This is a genomic window from Caldanaerobius polysaccharolyticus DSM 13641 (assembly GCF_000427425.1).
Lineage (GTDB): Bacteria > Bacillota > Thermoanaerobacteria > Thermoanaerobacterales > Caldanaerobiaceae > Caldanaerobius > Caldanaerobius polysaccharolyticus.
Map to the genome: position 1 here is coordinate 676082 of NZ_KE386494.1, position 18203 is coordinate 694284.

The window sequence follows — 18203 nt, forward strand, 5'->3', positions numbered from 1 at the left end:
TCATCCCTCCACCAAAATGATTAATAGGAAATATATACCCTTCTGCCCTGGACTTTAAGTTTACCGTCAAAATAATATTTTATAGCTTTGGGCAATAGCTTGTGCTCATGCTGCAAAATCCTCGCCCCAAGGGTTTCAGGAGTATCGTCATCTTTAACGGGAACCGCTTCCTGAAATATTATAGGGCCTGTATCAGTACCAGCGTCCACGAAGTGCACCGTGCACCCACTTATCTTTACGCCGTATTCTATTGCCGCTTTGTGTACCTTTTCTCCATAGTATCCCTTCCCGCAGAAGGAAGGAATAAGAGAAGGATGTATGTTGATAATCCTGCCTTGAAATCTATCTACAAATTCACTGCTCAGTATGGTCAAAAAACCCGCCAATACCACCAGGTCGGGTTGATAACCCGCTACTGTATCCAAAAGCTCCTTGTTAAATTTTTCTCTTCCCAGCTCTTTTCGGGACAAGCAAAGGGCCTGTATGCCGTTTAAACGGGCTCTCTCCAGCGCATAAGCCTCGGGTCTGTCAGATATTACTGCTGCTATTTCTACGTTAAGGTAACCGGATTTAACGCTGTCAATAATGGCCTGAAGATTAGTTCCTCCCCCAGAAACCAATACCACCACTCTATTCATATCTCTACACCTTTCCTGTCAGTCACGACGCCGATCATATAAGCATCTTCGCCCTTGGATTTTAACGCCTTTATCAAATCGTCAGCTTTGTCAGGGGCTACTGCCAAAACCATCCCAATACCCATGTTAAAAGTCCTGTACATCTCTTCGTAAGGTATATCTCCTAATTTTTTGACAAATTCGAACACAGGGGGCACAGCGTATGAACTTTTAAAAATCTTCACCCCCAGCCCTTCAGGGATCATCCTGGGGATGTTGTCAATAAAGCCTCCCCCTGTTATGTGAGCCATTCCCTTTATTTCATAGTTCATGGATCTGATCATTTTCAGTATCTTCACGTATATCCTGGTAGGCCTTATAAGCTCTTCTCCTAAAGTAGTACCTAGCTCTGGTATATAGTCGTACACAGAATAGCGGTTGAGATTAAAGAGGACGTGCCTTACTAATGTATACCCATTGCTGTGAAGCCCGCTGGAAGGCAATCCTATAAGGGCATCTCCAATTTTTATATTCGCGCCATCGATTATATTATCTCTTTCCACCGCTCCTACGCAAAAGCCCACCAGATCATAATCTCCTTCCGAGTAAATACCTGGAAGTTCTGCCGTTTCGCCTCCTATTAAGGCGCATTCAGCTTGCCTGCACCCTTCAGCGACGCCTTTTACTATCTCAGCTACCAGCTCAGCCTTTAACCTGCCTATGCCTATATAATCCAGGAAAAAAAGGGGTTGTGCTCCTTGGCAAACCACATCATTGGCACACATAGCTACGCAGTCAATGCCTACGGTATCGTGCTTGTCCAGCATCTGAGCTATTTTGAGCTTTGTCCCAACTCCATCAGTACCCGAAACCATGACAGGGTTCTTGTAGCCTTTCAGCGCAAACAGGCCGCCAAATCCACCTATTTCACCTATAACTCCCTCCACCGACGTGGAGCGAACGTAGTCCTTTATGAGCTCCACTGCCCTATTGCCCTCATCTATGTTAACCCCCGCTTCTTTATAATCAGCCATAACAAACCCCCGCTTCAAACTTAAATTTGCTGCCTTCTTCAGGCACTTTTATGGGGTAGTTGCCGTCAAAACAACCTGTGCAAAAACCCACGTGATCAAAACAGCTCAGCAAGCCATCTATACTGAGGTAGCCAAGGCTATCCGCTCCTATCATCTTTCTTATATCCTCTACAGACGCCTTTGATCCTATAAGCTCTTTTCTAGATGGGGTATCGATGCCAAAGTAACATGGAAATTTTACAGGAGGCGCGCTTATCCTTAAATGCACTTCCTTCGCCCCAGCACTTCTCAACATAGAAACAAGCCTTTTGCTGGTAGTTCCCCTTACAATGGAATCATCTACCAGAACAATCCTCTTGCCTCTTATACTTTCAGCCAGGACGTTTAACTTGAGCCTAACAGCGATCTCCCTGTGGGCTTGATCCGGCTGAATAAACGTCCTTCCCACGTACTTATTCTTTACAAGCCCTTCTCCGTAAGGAATGCCCGATACCTCAGAATAACCCGACGCAGCCGGAATACCCGAATCGGGGACAGGAACGATCAGATCGGCATCTACCGGATACTCCATAGCCAATCTCCTGCCCATCTCGCGCCTTACCGCGTACACGCTGATACCTCTTATGACGCTATCAGGTCTGGAGAAGTATATATACTCAAATATGCAGAAAGCCTCCTTTTTTTGCCCTTCCAACGCATACGATTTAATGCCATCCTCACTTACCTCTACTATTTCTCCAGGGCTTACCTCTCTTATCAACCTGGCACCTATCACGTCAAAGGCACAGCTCTCCGACGCAAAGCAATAAGAATCGTCCAACAATCCGATACACAAAGGCCTCAAGCCATTAGGGTCTTTTACAGCGTAAAGAGCCTTTTCCGTCATGATCACCAGAGAATAAGCCCCTTTGATCTTTTGCATGGCCATTTTTACAGCTTCCACCATGCCCTTCGTTATATACCTAGCTATTAGGTGTACGATGATCTCTGTGTCGGTAGACGTCTGAAAAATGCTACCACTTTCCTCCAGCTCTTTTCTCAACTCATCGGCATTGACGAGATTGCCGTTATGTGCCAATGCTAGGTAGCCATTTCTATACCTCACCACAATGGGCTGGGCATTGTAAATCTGGTTTAACCCCGTAGTGGAATAGCGCACGTGGCCTATCGCTACGCGCCCTCTCAACTCAGAGATATTCTTGTCGTTGAAGACCTCTGTCACCAACCCATTGCCCTTGTGGTAGTCTATAATTTTACCATTGGAAATAGCGATGCCTGCGCTCTCCTGTCCTCTGTGTTGCAGAGCATGAAGGGCGTAATACGTAATCCTAGCTGTATCATGGCCATTGATGTCATATATGCCAAATACGCCGCACTCTTCTTTCAGCCCATTATACTGCTGATTTTTCCTCTCCATTGAGACTCAATCTCCTCTACTTTTATATCCACAAGCCCTTTCCCGTTTACACAGATCTTTAAGCTGCAATCACATACCAAGCCGATGCTCTCTACAGGTACATCGTGCTTCATTGCAATAGCTTTTATCATGTCCACATCGCCTTTATCAGCGCTTATCACAACCCTGGACTGGGATTCCCCAAAGAGCAGTGCGTCAGGTCTTATATCTTCTTTTAACTCTATACACGCGCCTTTTTTACCCGATATACAGCTCTCCGCTATGGTTACCGCCAATCCGCCTTCACTCACATCGTGAGCCGACTTTACCAGCCCAAGTTTTATGACCTCTCGCACAAACGCCTGCATCCTCTTTTCAAAGTTTAAATCTATATAAGGTACGCTTCCCTTCTCCAAGCCCCATATTTCTTTGAGGTATTCTGATCCACCCAGTTCGCAGCGATTTTTACCTACCAGCAAAATAATGTCTCCCGAGTCCCTAAAACCTTGAGTGGCAATCCTGCTCAGATCCTCTACAAGCCCCACCATACCTATTACCGGGGTGGGATATATGGCTTTTCCCATAGACTCATTGTAAAAACTCACATTCCCACTTATAACAGGTATCTCCAAAACCTCACAGGCCTCTTTTATACCCAGTATCGCCTCGCGAAACTGCCAGTAAACCTCCTTTTTCTCAGGATTGCCAAAATTCAGGCCATCCGTTATAGCCATGGGAATGGCGCCACTAACCGAAAGATTCCTCGCCGCCTCTGCTACAGCGATCTTCGCTCCTTCCCTGGGATTGAGATAGCAGTACAATCCATTGCAGTCAATAGTAAGGGCAATGCCTTTGCTTTTACCTTCTATCCTCAATACCGCAGCGTCTGAACCCGGCGTTACTACTGTATCCGTCCTCACCATGTAATCGTATTGTTTATAAACCCATTCCTTGCTGCATATATCCAATGCCTCCATAAGTCGCATTAAAACGCTATTGTAATCCACCGGCAGCGGTATGGCATCTACATCCAAGCTGTTTAGCTCATCCTGATACGCAGGTCTTTGGTACTCCCTCTCATACAAAGGCGCTTCTGCCAGGGATTTCGCAGGCACCCTTGCCACGACCTCACCTTTGTCCTTTACAGTAAGCATACCGTCGTCGGTTACCACGCCGATAACCGCAGCGTGGAGCCCCCATTTATTGAATATATCTATTACCTCCGGCTCTCTACCTTTCTTTACAACCACCAGCATCCTCTCCTGAGACTCAGACAACATGATTTCATAAGGCGTCATCCCTGTCTCCCTTTTAGGCACCTTGTCTATATCTATCTCAATGCCCGTCCCAGCTCTCGCGGCCATTTCACAGCTGGAAGAGGTAATGCCAGCAGCTCCCATATCCTGTATGCCCACAACGGCATCGGATTCAAAAAGCTCAAGACACGCTTCCAGCAACAGCTTCTCCATAAAAGGGTCCCCTACCTGCACAGCAGGTCTTTTTTCTTCTGATTTTTCACTTAATTCCTCAGAAGCAAAGCTGGCGCCTCCTATGCCGTCTCTGCCGGTAGCAGACCCCACCAACATAACAGTATTACCTACTCCACTAGCTACTCCTTTTTTTATCCTGTCTTTTTTCATTATGCCTACGCTCATAGCGTTGACCAGCGGATTGTCCTTATAGCAGTCATTAAAGTAAACTTCACCGGCTACTGTAGGTATTCCCATACAATTGCCATAATCAGCTATACCTGCCACCACACCGCTGAACAGGTACTTCACCCTATCATCGTTTAAATCTCCAAAGCGCAAAGAATTCAAAGACGCTATGGGCCTGGCTCCCATAGTAAATATATCCCTCAGTATACCTCCAACTCCCGTGGCAGCCCCTTGATAAGGCTCTACAGCAGAAGGGTGGTTGTGGCTTTCCACCTTCATGACTATCGCGTCTCCGTCGCCGATATCAATAATACCGGCATTTTCACCCGGCCCTTGCAGCACATATGGCCCCTGAGTAGGCAAAAACTTTAACAACGCCCTAGAATTCTTGTAACCGCAGTGTTCTGACCACATGACGCTGTACATGCCCAGCTCTACTATATTGGGTTCTCTGCCCAATATACTCTTTATCATCTCGTATTCCCTATCAGTAAGGCCCAGCTTTATCCATATCTTCTCTTGTCCCATTTTAAGTCCCCCAATCCTAAAGGAGATATTCCACAATCGATTCAAAAATCGCTCTTCCGTCTTCTCCTCCCAGGATGCCCTCAGATACCCTCTCTGGATGGGGCATCATGCCCAACACGTTTTTGCTTTCATTTAGCACCCCTGCGATGCGCTGTACCGAGCCATTTACGTCCTCCACGTATTGAAATGCTATTAAATTTTTATCCTGAAGCATTTTTACAGTGTCATCATCTGCATAATAATTGCCTTCGCCGTGTGCAATGGGAATACTGAGCACCTGACCTGATTGGAGTTTACTCGTAAAAGGGGAGTCGGCATTTACCACTTTCACCTGAACGGTATCACAGATGAATTTAAGGTTTTTGTTGCGCCTCAACACTCCCGGCAACAAACCCGCTTCAGTAAGGATTTGGAAGCCATTGCATATCCCTAATACAGGAACTCCTTTTCTCGCTGCGGCTATAACGCTGTCCATAACAGGGGAAAATCTTGCAATAGCCCCTGCCCTCAGATAATCTCCATAGGAGAATCCACCGGGAAGCACGATAAGATCCAAATCATCTATGTCGGTCTCTTTGTGCCAAACATACCTGGTATCGACAGATAATACGTCTTTTAACACGTGGTAACAATCTATATCGCAGTTGGACCCTGGAAAAACCACCACACCCGCTCTCATGATCACACCTCCGCTATCTCAAAGGTGTAATCCTCAATGACCGGATTTGAAAGCAGCTTATCGCACATCTCCTTAACTTTTTTGCAAGCCACCTGTGCATCGCTTTCTTTGATCACAACCTCAATGTATTTGCCTACCCTCACATCCTCTACGGTAGTAAAACCCAGCGTCTGGAGGGAACCTTTTATAGCCTGCCCCTGAGGGTCAGATATACCTTTTTTCAACGTCACTTTTATCTTCGCTATCATTTTCTCCCTCCTCACTCACCGGTTACCCTTTTTAAGACCTCATAATACGCTTCTTCCACGCCTCCCATGTCCCTTCTGAACCTGTCTTTATCCAGTTTTTCCATGGTATTCGCATCCCAGAACCTGCACGTATCAGGCGAGATTTCATCAGCCAGGACAACTTTATCCTTATATTTTCCAAACTCCAGCTTAAAGTCCGCTAAAATAATGCCCTTTTTTATCAGATACTCCGAAAGCACATTGTTGATTTTAAGCGAATACTCCTTAACAACCCTTATTTCCTCTTCTGTAGCCAATCCCATAGCTCTTATGTGATCTTCGTTTATAAAGGGGTCCCCCAATTCGTCATTTTTGTAGCAGAATTCCACAACGGTACAGGCCAGCTTAGTCCCCTCTTTTATGCCCAATCTCTTAGAAAGGCTACCTGCCGCATAGTTTCTTATCAGCACTTCAATAGGAAGGATTTTTACGGCTTTGACGAGCATTTCCCTTTCAGATAGCAGTTTTTCAAAATGGGTAGGAATACCGTTGTCCTCAAGAATCTTAAAGAAAAACGCCGACATGTTATTGTTTACTATCCCTTTGTTAATTATGGTACCTTTTTTCTGCCCATTAAAGGCCGTAGCGTCGTCTTTGTAATCCACAACATAAAGATCGGGGTTATCAGTCCTATACACCTTTTTCGCCTTTCCCTCATACAGCATATCCAGCTTTTTCATTTAAAACACCTCTTTCTTAATTTCCTCATCCTTTTTTGCCACATCCTGTGCCATCTTGTCCCTGTAAGCCACAACCTTTTTAGATAATTCAGGATACTTTAAGGCCAATATCTGCACAGCTAAAAGCGCCGCATTTTCAGCACCGTCAATAGCCACTGTGGCTACAGGCACCCCTTTGGGCATCTCGACCATAGAAAGCAGTGAATCAAGGCCGTCTAAAGTTGAGGATTTTACAGGAACGCCTATCACAGGCAATGTGGTCATAGCAGCCAGAACACCGGCCAGATGAGCTGCTTTACCCGCTGCAGCGATTATTACCTCATAGCCCTTACCTACAGCGTTTTTAGCAAAATCACTAGCTATATCCGGAGTCCTATGGGCTGATATTATCCTCACGTCAAACTCAACCCCAAATTCTTTTAAGGTGTTTATGCATTTTTTCATCAAAGGCAAATCCGAATCGCTTCCCATGACAACAGCTACCTTAGGCATAAAAAACCCTCCTCATTTAACATTGAAGTCCGATATTTCTATCGGACTTCGTTTATACATTTACAATTATGCTTTTAAAAATGCATACCTCAAAACAAACAGGATGGCGAAGATGTACATCATAGGATGCACTTCTTTAGCTTTTCCCGTAACTATTTTGACAAGAGTATAGAATATAAATCCAGCGGCAATTCCATTGGTTATATTATAAGTAAAAGGCATAAGTACCGCAGTGGCAAAAGCCGGCAGCGCTTCAGAGAAATCCTCGAAATTGATGTTGGTTATAGCACCTAGCATCAAAACGCCCACAATTATTAAAGCAGGAGCAGTGGCTTGAGAAGGTACAATACCCACGATAGGTGCGAAAAACAGTGCTAAAACAAACATCGCAGACGTAATTACAGAAGTTAAACCAGTTCGACCTCCAGCGCTTATACCCGCTGTGCTCTCCACGTAGGTAGTCACATTGCTTGTACCCAGGAGAGCCCCTATAGATGTAGCTATAGCGTCAGCAAACAACGCCCTGTCCATTTTAGTTGGAAATCTACTTCCCTTTTTAATCTCCCCATTGGCATCGTCAAACACATTGGTCCTTCGAGCTGTGCCTATAAACGTGCCGATGGTATCAAAGGTATCAGCCAAGCTAAATGCTACTATTATAGTTATGACACCTAAAAAGCCTACTTCAGGCCTCAGCAGATGGCTGAAATCCAACTGGAGAAAAGTAGGCGCAAGGCTAGGAGGCAAAGAGACCACGGCCTCGGGAATCTTTGAAATGCCCATAGGTATACCTATGACAGTAGTTATCAATATACCCAGAAGAATGGCGCCTCGCACCCTCAAAACCATAAGCAGCGCAGTGATGATAAGACCTATAAGGGTTAAAAGGGTAGTAGGCTTAGAAAAATCACCTAGTTGCACAAGTGTATCCGGGTTCTTTACCACAAGGCCACCTTCCACAAAGCCTATCAGTGATATGAAAAGCCCGATACCTGCTCCTATAGCGTTTTTTAAGGAGTCAGGAATAGCTTTCACGATCATAATGCGCAACTTGGTCACGGTTATTACTATATTGATTATTCCGCACAAAAATACCATGGCCAGCGCAGACTGCCAGGAGTATTTAAGCTGTCCTACTACATAATAAGTAAAAAACGCATTCATGCCCATGCCTGCCGCCAGCGCGAAAGGCACATTGGCAAATAGGCCCATTATCATAGTGGCCACAATAGCCGATAAAATAGTGGCTACAAAAACAGCCCCTTTGTCCATACCTGTAGTGCCCAAAATGTTAGGGTTTACAAAGATGATGTAAGCCATGGTGATAAACGTGGTTATACCTGCTATGACCTCAGTTCTCACCGTTGTCCCATGCTCTTTAAGCTTAAAATACCTGTCCAGAAAACCTCGACTTTCCACTTCAATCCTCCCCTGATACTTATTTTTAAACCTGAAAATAAAAACACCGGACGGATAGATTTCGCGAGTGAAACCTATCCGTCCGGGCTTTTCTCCCACACCGGTGTGGTATTGGCATACCTGTACCGCTTGGACCAAACACCCCATCGTTACCCCCAATGGGGCTGGAACCCTAGGTACACTTTCACTCATAGTCAGGTAGTTTACGGCAACCTGGTAGAGACTCTCGAGCCATATTCCCGAGATTATATGAGCTAATGTTCGTATTCTGTTGTCTCGCAAGATTATAATAGCAAAAAGTTGTGACAAAGTCAATACGTTTTTTATCAAAATCTCCAATCTTACCGGATTAATGTTCGTATTTTACTCCCATTCAATGGTAGCTGGTGGTTTGGAGGTTATATCGTACACCACCCTGTTTACTCCTTTTACTTCATTGACAATACGCCTTGATATAGAGTCCAACAGTTCCCACGGTAACCTCGCCCAATCGGCTGTCATGCCATCTGACGATGTCACAGCCCTCAGCACCACCGTATAGGCATATGTCCTCTCATCGCCCATAACCCCTACTGTTTTGATATCAGGCAATACGGCAAAAGCCTGCCACACCTTGTTGTAATAGCCGGATTCCTTGAGCTCCCTTATAAAGACGTAATCCACCTGCCTGAGAAGATCCAGTTTTTCTTCAGTAACCTCACCCAGCACCCTCACAGCAAGCCCGGGCCCCGGAAAAGGATGCCTGTACAAAATCTCCTCAGGTATCCCCAGCTCTTTGCCCACAAGGCGCACCTCATCCTTGAACAGGCTCTTTAAAGGCTCTAAAAGCTTAAATTTCATATCCTGTGGCAATCCACCTACGTTGTGGTGGCTCTTTATGGTAGAGGCCACTTTATTGCCACTCTCAATGACATCGGGATAAAGGGTGCCCTGAACCAGGTATTCTGCGCCCTTGAGCTTACTGGCTTCCTCTTCAAATACCCTTATAAACTCATGGCCTATGATCTTCCTCTTCTGCTCAGGGTCCACCACTCCTTTTAACTTAGAGAGGAATCGCTTCCTGGCGTCAATCCTTATGAGGTTTATATCAAATTTATCCCTAAATACCCTCTCCACAGCATCCCCTTCGTTTAGCCTCAAAAGGCCGTTATCCACGAAAATACACACGAGCTGATCGCCTATAGCCCTGTGTACTAAAACTGCCGCCACCGTTGAATCCACACCGCCGCTTATAGCGCAGATGGCTTTTTTGTCCCCTACGGTCTTTCTTATGCTCTTTACGGTCTGCTCTACGAAAGAGTCCATGGTCCAGTCTGCGCTCATGTCGCATATCTCAAAGAGAAAATTCCTTATCATCTCTTTTCCCAAGGGCGTATGCTCTACCTCAGGATGAAATTGCACGGCGTACAGCTTGCGCTTTACATCAGCCATGGCAGCTACCGGCGTATTGGGAGTGGAGGCAATGACCTTGAAATCCTCAGGCAATTGATCTATCAAGTCCACGTGGCTCATCCAGCAGACCGTCTCGCGTTCTATGCCCTTAAACAGAGGTGTGTTGTTGTTGACCAGCAAATCGGTTTTGCCGTATTCCGCCACCTCAGCTCTCTGCACCTCTCCGCCCAAAGACAGTGCCATAAGCTGTGCTCCGTAGCATATCCCCAGCACAGGTATACCTAGTTTAAATATTTCTGGATCGCACTTAGGCGCATCTTCAACGTATACGCTAGCAGGCCCCCCTGACAGCACAATTCCCAAGGGCTTATATTCCTTTACTTTATCTACGGATATGTCATAGGGAACTATCTCGCAATACACATTGGCCTCGCGGATCCTCCTGGCTATCAGCTGGGTATACTGCCCTCCAAAATCCAGGATTAAAACAATCTCTCTCATCTTTTCACCTCATGTCACGCTGTAGTTAGGAGCTTCCTTAGTGATTATTATATCATGGGGATGGCTTTCTCTTAAACCCGCAGAGGTGATCTTTACAAACCGGGCATTCCTCTTAAGCTCTTCCAGGTTCTTTGCACCGCAATATCCCATACCTGCCCGCAACCCCCCTATCAGCTGGAATATGGTATCGCTTAGAGGCCCTTTGAAAGGCACTCTTCCCTCAACGCCCTCAGGCACCAGCTTCTTGGCATCCTCCTGAAAATACCTATCTTTGCTGCCTGAAGACATCGCTCCCAGTGAACCCATACCCCTATAGACCTTAAAGCTCCTTCCCTGGTAAATCTCTATCTCCCCGGGGCTCTCTTCCGTTCCCGCAAAGAGGCTTCCTATCATCACTGCACTGGCACCAGCCGCCAGCGCCTTTACTATATCGCCAGAGTACTTGATGCCTCCGTCAGCTATCACAGGAATACCGTACTTATCAGCGGCCTCAGCGCAGTCCATTATCGCCGTAAGCTGCGGCACTCCCACGCCTGCCACCACCCTGGTAGTGCATATAGAGCCAGGGCCTATGCCCACCTTTACGCAATCGGCACCGGCCTTAATCAAGTCTTCCACAGCTTCCCTGGTGGCCACGTTGCCCGCTATCAATTGAAGGTCAGGGTACCTTTCCTTTATCCTTTCTACGGCCTCAATGACACCTCTGGAGTGACCGTGGGCTGTATCCACTACCACCACGTCAACTCCCGCTTCCACCAGTGCCGCAACCCTTTCCATCATGTCTTTTGTTATACCTACAGCAGCCCCTGCCAGTAACCTGCCTCTTAAGTCCTTAGCCGCATTGGGATATTTTATGCTCTTTTCTATATCCTTTATAGTTATAAGCCCTTTTAAATTAAAATCCTCGTCCACCAGCGGCAGTTTTTCAATTTTATGTTTTTTAAGAATCTTCTGTGCCTCCTCCAGGGTAGTTCCCACAGGAGCTGTCACCAGGCCCTCTTTTGTCATGACATCGCTTATCTTTTTGCTCAAATCGTCTTCAAATCGTATGTCCCTGTTGGTAATTATCCCGACAAGTTTTCCGTTGACAGTGATAGGCACGCCAGAAATGTGATACCGTTCCATGAGTTGCAGTGCATCGTTTATGGTGTGATCAGGTGAGAGGTAAAAAGGATCTACTATTACTCCGTGTTCAGATCTCTTTACTTTATCTACTTCTGATGCCTGTTTCTCAATAGACATATTTTTATGGATAATGCCTATTCCGCCTTCCCTGGCAATAGCAATAGCTAGTCTGGCTTCTGTAACTGTATCCATACTGGCACTCATCAGGGGGATATTGAGCTTTATCCGGTTAGTCAACCTGGTAGATACATCTACGTCTTTAGGTAACACTTCTGATTTCGCTGGTACTAATAGTACGTCATCAAAGGTTAGCGCTTCTTTTATCACCTCTGCCAACAACTTCATCTCCTTTCATATAATTTTATCATACGGGCTTTAAATCTCTGACTGCCGCGTGTTTTGTATTACTATAGCAGATATAAAAAAGCGTGTCAAGAGAAGCAATCCACGGGCACCATGTCCGTGACTTTCTTTCTCATGACACGCATACTGCACCATATCAGGTATTACTTAAAAGGATTTTCCCCCTTGTACAGCATTGTCTCCGGCTGATTGAAAGATACATCTTCAACGCCCAACATCTTCATCGCTGCGAACAGCACTTTTCCTGCATGCTTAAAAGCAACTCCTGCGTGATGAGGATACCTTTTTGCTATAAGCACATGCCTGTAAAACCTGGCCATCTGATTAACCGCAAATACGCCAATACCCCCAAAAGAAGCGGGATCCACATCGATTACTTCGCCCTCTGCCACATAACTCATCAAAACACAATCCGCTGTGCTCTGCAACCTAAAAAGCGTAATATCTCCTGGCCTTATAGCTCCCTCCAGGGTTCCCCTTGTTATATCAGGTTCCTTATCAGGCTCTAACAACCTGTGCATTATAAGCTGGTATTTCATCGCAGCATATTTCATATGACATACGGGAGTATTGCCGCAGTGAAATCCCATAAAAAGATCACTTAAGGCATACCCTTTAAACTTTTCCCTGTTTTTCTCGTACATATCTTTGGGCACTGTATTGTTAATATCTAAAAGCGTAGCAGGCATACCGGTGGCACACGTAATAATGTACTCGCTCAAAGCCCCGTAAATATCCGTCTCGCATGCAATAGGTATTCCCCTCGCCGCAAACCTTGAATTGACATAGCAAGGCACAAATCCAAACTGGGTCTGAAATGCCGGCCAGCACTTATTGGCGAATACAGCGTATTCCGAAGCTCCCAGGTTGTGCTCCATCCAATCTTTTAAAGTCAGTTCATACTGGGCAAGCTTTGGCAATATTCCCGGGTAATTATTGCCTTCGCCCAGCTCCTTTTCCATATCCTCCACGACTTCAGGTATCCTCTTATCGTTTTCATGCTTATTAAATGCCTCAAATAAGTCCAGTTCCGAATTTTCCATAATCTCAATACCTAGATCATATAAAGGCTTTATGGGCGCATTGCACGCCAGAAAATCCTGCGGCCTTGGGCCAAAAGTGATAATCTTCAACTTAGAAAGGCCGATTATAACCCTGGCGATGTCGCGAAAATCCGAAATCATATCCGCAATCTCATCGGCCGTACCTACAGGGTATTCAGGAATATACGGGTTTAGCTTTCTAAGCCCTAAATTATAAGAAGCATTGAGCATACCACAATAGGCATCGCCGCGGCCGTCGATGAGATTGTTCTCACTCTCTTCAGCTGCCGCCACGTACATCGCCGGCCCATCAAACCTTTGCGCCAGCATTGTCTCAGGCCCTTCCGGCCCAAAATTGCCCAGATATATTACCAGAGCGTTTACATTGGCTTGCTTTAACTCATCTAAGGCCTTCAGTACGTCTTTTTCATTCTCTACTGTTGTCTTGGCCTCAAATATGTCTATACTCTTTTGAGAACAGGCTTGGACGACAGCTCTTCTTCTCCTCTCGCTGAGTTCTACAGGAAAACAATCCCTGCTCACTGCCACAATTCCCAGCTTTACTTCAGGAACATTTACCATGTTCATAACCTCCATCCTTATACGCTTGAAAATTAAAAATTAAAGATGTACCTACAATATATAACATTTTATATAATTGACCGTACATCTTTGGCTACAAAATATTTTTTAGCATATCCCTCCTTTAACCTCACCTCACTGCATAGAAAAGGCTTAACTTCATTATACACCATAACAGGCGAAAATCAATAGATGCAACGTAAAGCAAAATACACAAAAATCAGGAGCAAGTGTGTACACTTGCTCCTAAAACGCCCTTACATGGCTATAGATAGTCTATATGGACTTATGAAAAGTCCTATTTATCACCTCTAGCTGTTGTTCTCGCGTGAGTTTTATAAAGTTTACAGCGTAACCTGATACCCTTATGGTAAGCTGAGGATATTTTTCAGGGTGATCCATGGCATCCAGCAACATTTCCCTGTTTAAGACATTTACGTTTATGTGATGCCCTTTTTTAGACATATAGCCATCTAATAGCGCTATGAGGTTGGTTATCCTGGACTCCTCATCTTTCCCCAGCGCCTCAGGAACTATTGTAAACGTGTTGGATATGCCATCAAGGGCATCGTCGTAAGGAAGTTTTGCCACCGAATTCAGTGAAGCGATAGCTCCTTTCTCATCCCTTCCGTGCATGGGATTTGCGCCAGGTGCAAAAGGTTCACCGGCTCTTCTGCCATCTGGAGTAGCGCCGGTTTTCTTTCCGTACACCACATTGGACGTAATAGTCAAAACCGACATGGTGGGTATGGCATTCCTATACGTCTTGTGCTTTCTCAATTTGCTCATAAACCTCTCTACGATATCCACTGCGATAGCATCCACTCTATCGTCATCGTTGCCGTATTTAGGAAAATTCCCCTCTACCTCAAAACCTACAGCAATGCCTCGCTCATCCCTGACTGGCTTTACCTTGGCGTACTTGATGGCGCTCAGCGAATCAGCTGCCACAGATAATCCCGCCATACCGTAGGCCATGGTCCTTATCACATCTTTATCGTGCAATGCCATCTGAGATCTCTCATATGCGTACTTATCGTGCATGTAGTGAATGACATTCATGGTATTCGCATAGGTTTTAGCCAGCCATTCCAGCACGTAATCGTATTTTTGCATCACTTCATCATAGTCTAAATACTCCGACGTTACAGGCTCAAAAGGCGGCGTTACCTGAACGCCCTCTCTTTCATCCTTGCCCCCATTTATGGCGTAGAGCAAAGCTTTCGCCACGTTTACCCTGGCACCAAAAAACTGCATCTGTTTGCCTATAGGCATAGCAGAGACACAGCACGCGATTCCGTAATCGTCACCGTATATAGGCCTCATAATATCGTCGTTCTCATACTGTATAGAACTGGTATTTACCGATACTTTAGCACAGTACTTTTTAAATCCTTCAGGGAGGTTGACCGACCATAAAACCGTGAGATTGGGCTCAGGTGCAGGACCTAAATTCTCGAGGGTATGCAAAATCCTGAAAGAGTTCTTGGTCACAAGGGGCCTGCCGTCTACTCCCATACCCCCTATGGATTCAGTAACCCACACAGGATCGCCGCTGAACAATTCATTGTACTCAGGCGTCCTCAAAAACCTAACTATCCTCAGCTTTATAACAAACTGATCAATTAACTCCTGAGCTTCTTCTTCAGTAAGCGTCCCTTCTCTTAAATCCCTTTCAACGTATATGTCCAGAAATGTAGAGACTCTGCCCAAAGACATGGCTGCACCGTTTTGCTCCTTTACAGCCGCCAGGTACCCAAAATAAGTCCATTGCACAGCTTCCCTGGCGTTGTAAGCAGGCCTTGATATATCAAATCCATAGGATGACGCCATCTCTTTCATCTCTTTTAACGCCTTTATCTGTTCCGCGATTTCTTCCCTTAGCCTTATTACACTTTCATCGAAAACATCCACTTCCAGCTCCTTAAGCTGCTGCTCCTTGTCCTCTATCAATCTATCAATGCCGTACAAAGCTACGCGCCGGTAATCACCGATTATCCTCCCTCTTCCGTAAGCATCGGGAAGGCCTGTTATAATGCCCACATGCCTTGCCAGCCTCATCTCTGGCGTATAAACATCAAAAACGCCATCATTATGAGTCTTTCTGTACTTCGTAAATATCTCATCCACCAGAGGATCCAGCTCAAGGTTATACGCTTTGCAGGAGTTACGAACCATCCTTATACCGCCGAAAGGCATTATAGCTCGTTTCAACGGCTCATCGGTTTGCAGGCCCACTATTATCTCGTTTTCTCTATCGATATACCCGGGACCGTGGGATGTAATCGTAGATATGGTTTTGGTGTCAGCAGACAGCAAACCACCATTTTCTATTTCCTTCTTTAAAAGCTCCTGAACCTTATTCCACACCTTTTGGGTCCTCTGCGTGGCTGACTTTAAAAAACTATCATCGCCGTAATACGGAGTGTAGTTGCTCTGTATAAAATCCCTTACATCTATCTTGTTGCGCCACTTTTCCCCTTTAAAACCTCTCCACGCCTTTTCCACGCCAATCACTCCTCACTTTGTACTTTGTATACCACTTAGCCAATCCCACTATTTCGTCTTCCTATTGTTTATTATACATATTTATATCTTTGTAGTCAATATACTGTATACAGTATATAAAATAATAGCAGAATTCTATTTGCCAAGATATGCTTTAATGCCTCTATAAATAGCTTCAGCCAATTTGGCCTGATATCCATCATCCTGTAAAAGTTGTTCCTCCGTGGGGTTAGACAAAAAACCGCATTCTACTATAACAGCAGGTATTCTGGTATTTCTGAGCACGTACAGGCCATCAATAGGCAACGCCTCGCGAAAATTGGTGCTGTCCAATTTCTTGAGCTCGGCTTGTATCGCCTTAGCAAGCTTCTCCCCTTCTATAGAACCCCTCTGGTAAAAAGTCTGGGCGCCATAGTACTGGGAATCAGGAAAACTATTTAAATGTATACTGACAAATGCCCTAGCCCCTGAGGCATTAGCTATTTCAGCTCTGCCCTTCAGTTTATAGGCGTCAGAGCCGTCTTCCAATTTCTGATTGTTTTTGCGGGTCATGATCGCCTTTATACCATTCTTTTGGAGGATATTATAAAGCTTTGTAGCGATCTTTAAATTTATTACGTCTTCTCTTACACCGCTGGCGCTGACTTTTCCAGGGTCTCCTCCCCCGTGTCCAGCGTCAATGACTACGTCGTAAGAATTTACATTAAAAACTTGCACCACAACGCTATCGTAAAATAAGTCGAGGAACAATATTAGCGCCAGAATCGCGGCTGCAATGGCTAAATGGCAATTTCTAATGTACACCAATTTCTATTCCCCCTGAAAAGCCTGCATTTACTCATTTACTCATACCAATAAAATTTATATGCTTCTGTCACAAAATTAATCCACTAACATAGGATGTTACTAGATAAAAAGAAAGGAGGATAACTATGCTCACCCGCGAAATCAACTATATAGTCCAGCCAGGCGATACAATATATTTAATAGCTAAAAAATTTAACACCAGTGTAGACGCTGCCGTAACCGCCAACAACCTTACATCTCCCGCACTGATATATCCTGGACAGGTACTGCGGATTCCCATTACAGGCGTGGAGCATGTAGTGCAACCCGGCGATACAGTATACGCTATAGCAACAAGATATGGCGTACCTTATTATACAATAATATACGTAAATAACATCATGTACCCGTACACTATTTACCCCGGTCAGACGCTGTTTATACCAACTACAATAGCCGCTTCTGTCAATGAAACCGTTTCTGTTGAAGAACAAAGCTACGTCCCACCATATCATATCCCATGTCAATTTGTCTATACCGTCAGGCCAGGCGATAGCATGTGGTCAATCTCCAGGATGTTCGGAATCCCCCTGGACTGCCTTATCAGGGCTAATCCCCAGATACCTAATCCCAACTTGATCTTCCCCGGACAAGTAATATGCATACCAGCTCACTGCCCACCTGCACCCCCTATGCTTCCGTGCAAAACATACTACACCGTCAAAGCAGGAGATTCCATGTGGTCAATTGCCAGGATGTTTGGCATTCCTCTAGACTGCCTCATAAGGGCCAACCCGCAGATACCTAATCCCAACTTGATCTTCCCCGGACAGGTAATATGCATACCAGCTCACTGCCCACCTTTACACCATATGCCGCATGAGCGCTGTCGGACATATTACACTGTAAAATCGGGGGATTCTATGTGGTCAATTGCCAAGATGTTCGGCGTATCTCTAGATGCACTTATAAAAGCAAATCAGCAAATAACCGATCCCAATAAAATATTCCCAGGACAGGTCCTGTGCATACCCTTTGGCTCCACTACACAACAAGAAGACGAAAGGACAGAAAAAAGCGAAGCGGAAATCAACGAATGATGTGGAAAAAGGA

General features: G+C 45.3%; 15 protein-coding genes and 1 riboswitch. Of the genes, 1 reads left to right on the forward strand and 14 read right to left on the reverse strand.

The window, feature by feature from the left end:
* Positions 1 to 20: 20 nt before the first annotated feature.
* The 14 genes from purN to CALPO_RS0104345 form a co-directional block, all read right to left on the reverse strand.
* A complete protein-coding gene (gene purN / locus CALPO_RS0104280; RefSeq protein WP_026486226.1) occupies positions 21 to 638 on the reverse strand; it encodes a phosphoribosylglycinamide formyltransferase in 618 nt (205 codons plus the stop codon).
* On the reverse strand, positions 635 to 1651 hold the full coding sequence (purM, locus tag CALPO_RS0104285) for a phosphoribosylformylglycinamidine cyclo-ligase (protein ID WP_026486227.1): 1017 nt from the start codon (positions 1649 to 1651) through the stop codon (positions 635 to 637). Before purM ends, purN begins: the two co-directional genes overlap by 4 nt.
* Complete coding sequence (gene purF, locus CALPO_RS0104290; RefSeq protein WP_026486228.1) at positions 1644 to 3068, reverse strand: amidophosphoribosyltransferase; 1425 nt, start codon at positions 3066 to 3068, stop codon at positions 1644 to 1646. The genes purM and purF overlap by 8 nt, the downstream gene beginning before the upstream one ends.
* Positions 3035 to 5233 carry a phosphoribosylformylglycinamidine synthase subunit PurL gene (purL, locus tag CALPO_RS0104295; RefSeq protein WP_026486229.1) on the reverse strand — a complete coding sequence of 733 codons (2199 nt, stop codon included), beginning with the start codon at positions 5231 to 5233 and terminating at the stop codon, positions 3035 to 3037. The genes purF and purL overlap by 34 nt, the downstream gene beginning before the upstream one ends.
* A 16-nt stretch (positions 5234 to 5249) precedes the next feature.
* Complete coding sequence (purQ, locus tag CALPO_RS0104300; RefSeq protein WP_026486230.1) at positions 5250 to 5912, reverse strand: phosphoribosylformylglycinamidine synthase subunit PurQ; 663 nt, start codon at positions 5910 to 5912, stop codon at positions 5250 to 5252.
* A 2-nt stretch (positions 5913 to 5914) separates the two neighbouring features.
* Entirely contained in the window at positions 5915 to 6160 is a 246-nt protein-coding gene (purS, locus tag CALPO_RS0104305; RefSeq protein ID WP_026486231.1) for a phosphoribosylformylglycinamidine synthase subunit PurS, read from the reverse strand.
* A gap of 11 nt (positions 6161 to 6171) precedes the next feature.
* Positions 6172 to 6879: a phosphoribosylaminoimidazolesuccinocarboxamide synthase gene (purC, locus tag CALPO_RS0104310; protein WP_026486232.1), complete on the reverse strand. Its 708-nt coding sequence runs from the start codon at positions 6877 to 6879 to the stop codon at positions 6172 to 6174.
* Positions 6880 to 7371 (reverse strand): 5-(carboxyamino)imidazole ribonucleotide mutase, encoded by a 492-nt coding sequence (gene purE, locus CALPO_RS0104315; protein ID WP_026486233.1) that lies wholly within the window; start codon positions 7369 to 7371, stop codon positions 6880 to 6882.
* A gap of 66 nt (positions 7372 to 7437) precedes the next feature.
* Positions 7438 to 8937, reverse strand: a complete 1500-nt coding sequence (locus CALPO_RS0104320; RefSeq protein ID WP_084295160.1) for an NCS2 family permease — start codon at positions 8935 to 8937, stop codon at positions 7438 to 7440.
* A 24-nt stretch (positions 8938 to 8961) separates the two neighbouring features.
* Positions 8962 to 9063, reverse strand: a riboswitch (purine riboswitch).
* A gap of 90 nt (positions 9064 to 9153) precedes the next feature.
* Positions 9154 to 10683, reverse strand: a complete 1530-nt coding sequence (guaA, locus tag CALPO_RS0104325; protein WP_026486235.1) for a glutamine-hydrolyzing GMP synthase — start codon at positions 10681 to 10683, stop codon at positions 9154 to 9156.
* Between the two features lie 9 nt (positions 10684 to 10692).
* Positions 10693 to 12144, reverse strand: coding sequence for an IMP dehydrogenase (gene guaB / locus CALPO_RS0104330; RefSeq protein WP_407638207.1), 1452 nt, complete (start codon positions 12142 to 12144; stop codon positions 10693 to 10695).
* A gap of 170 nt (positions 12145 to 12314) precedes the next feature.
* Complete coding sequence (locus tag CALPO_RS0104335) at positions 12315 to 13796, reverse strand: L-fucose/L-arabinose isomerase family protein (protein ID WP_026486237.1); 1482 nt, start codon at positions 13794 to 13796, stop codon at positions 12315 to 12317.
* 276 nt (positions 13797 to 14072) lie between these two features.
* The gene (gene pflB, locus CALPO_RS0104340) at positions 14073 to 16304 is read right to left on the reverse strand and encodes a formate C-acetyltransferase (protein ID WP_026486238.1); all 2232 of its coding nucleotides are present in this window, start codon (positions 16302 to 16304) and stop codon (positions 14073 to 14075) included.
* A 135-nt stretch (positions 16305 to 16439) separates the two neighbouring features.
* Positions 16440 to 17108 (reverse strand): N-acetylmuramoyl-L-alanine amidase, encoded by a 669-nt coding sequence (locus tag CALPO_RS0104345; RefSeq protein WP_245589909.1) that lies wholly within the window; start codon positions 17106 to 17108, stop codon positions 16440 to 16442.
* A 128-nt stretch (positions 17109 to 17236) separates the two neighbouring features.
* Between CALPO_RS0104345 and safA the strand changes: the two genes are divergently transcribed.
* Positions 17237 to 18190 (forward strand): SafA/ExsA family spore coat assembly protein, encoded by a 954-nt coding sequence (gene safA / locus CALPO_RS0104350; protein ID WP_026486240.1) that lies wholly within the window; start codon positions 17237 to 17239, stop codon positions 18188 to 18190.
* Positions 18191 to 18203 lie beyond the last annotated feature (13 nt).

Excerpts from the sequence above, each read along its gene's own strand:
- purL (WP_026486229.1), bottom strand. The coding sequence starts at position 5,233 with ATGGGACAAGAGAAGATATGGATAAAGCTGGGCCTTACTGATAGGGAA.
- purM (WP_026486227.1), bottom strand. The coding sequence starts at position 1,651 with ATGGCTGATTATAAAGAAGCGGGGGTTAACATAGATGAGGGCAATAGG.
- guaA (WP_026486235.1), bottom strand. The coding sequence starts at position 10,683 with ATGAGAGAGATTGTTTTAATCCTGGATTTTGGAGGGCAGTATACCCAG.
- CALPO_RS0104320 (WP_084295160.1), bottom strand. The coding sequence starts at position 8,937 with ATGGGGTGTTTGGTCCAAGCGGTACAGGTATGCCAATACCACACCGGT.
- safA (WP_026486240.1), top strand. The coding sequence starts at position 17,237 with ATGCTCACCCGCGAAATCAACTATATAGTCCAGCCAGGCGATACAATA.
- purF (WP_026486228.1), bottom strand. The coding sequence starts at position 3,068 with ATGGAGAGGAAAAATCAGCAGTATAATGGGCTGAAAGAAGAGTGCGGC.
- purS (WP_026486231.1), bottom strand. The coding sequence starts at position 6,160 with ATGATAGCGAAGATAAAAGTGACGTTGAAAAAAGGTATATCTGACCCT.
- purC (WP_026486232.1), bottom strand. The coding sequence starts at position 6,879 with ATGAAAAAGCTGGATATGCTGTATGAGGGAAAGGCGAAAAAGGTGTAT.
- CALPO_RS0104335 (WP_026486237.1), bottom strand. The coding sequence starts at position 13,796 with ATGGTAAATGTTCCTGAAGTAAAGCTGGGAATTGTGGCAGTGAGCAGG.
- purN (WP_026486226.1), bottom strand. The coding sequence starts at position 638 with ATGAATAGAGTGGTGGTATTGGTTTCTGGGGGAGGAACTAATCTTCAG.
- purE (WP_026486233.1), bottom strand. The coding sequence starts at position 7,371 with ATGCCTAAGGTAGCTGTTGTCATGGGAAGCGATTCGGATTTGCCTTTG.
- purQ (WP_026486230.1), bottom strand. The coding sequence starts at position 5,912 with ATGAGAGCGGGTGTGGTGGTTTTTCCAGGGTCCAACTGCGATATAGAT.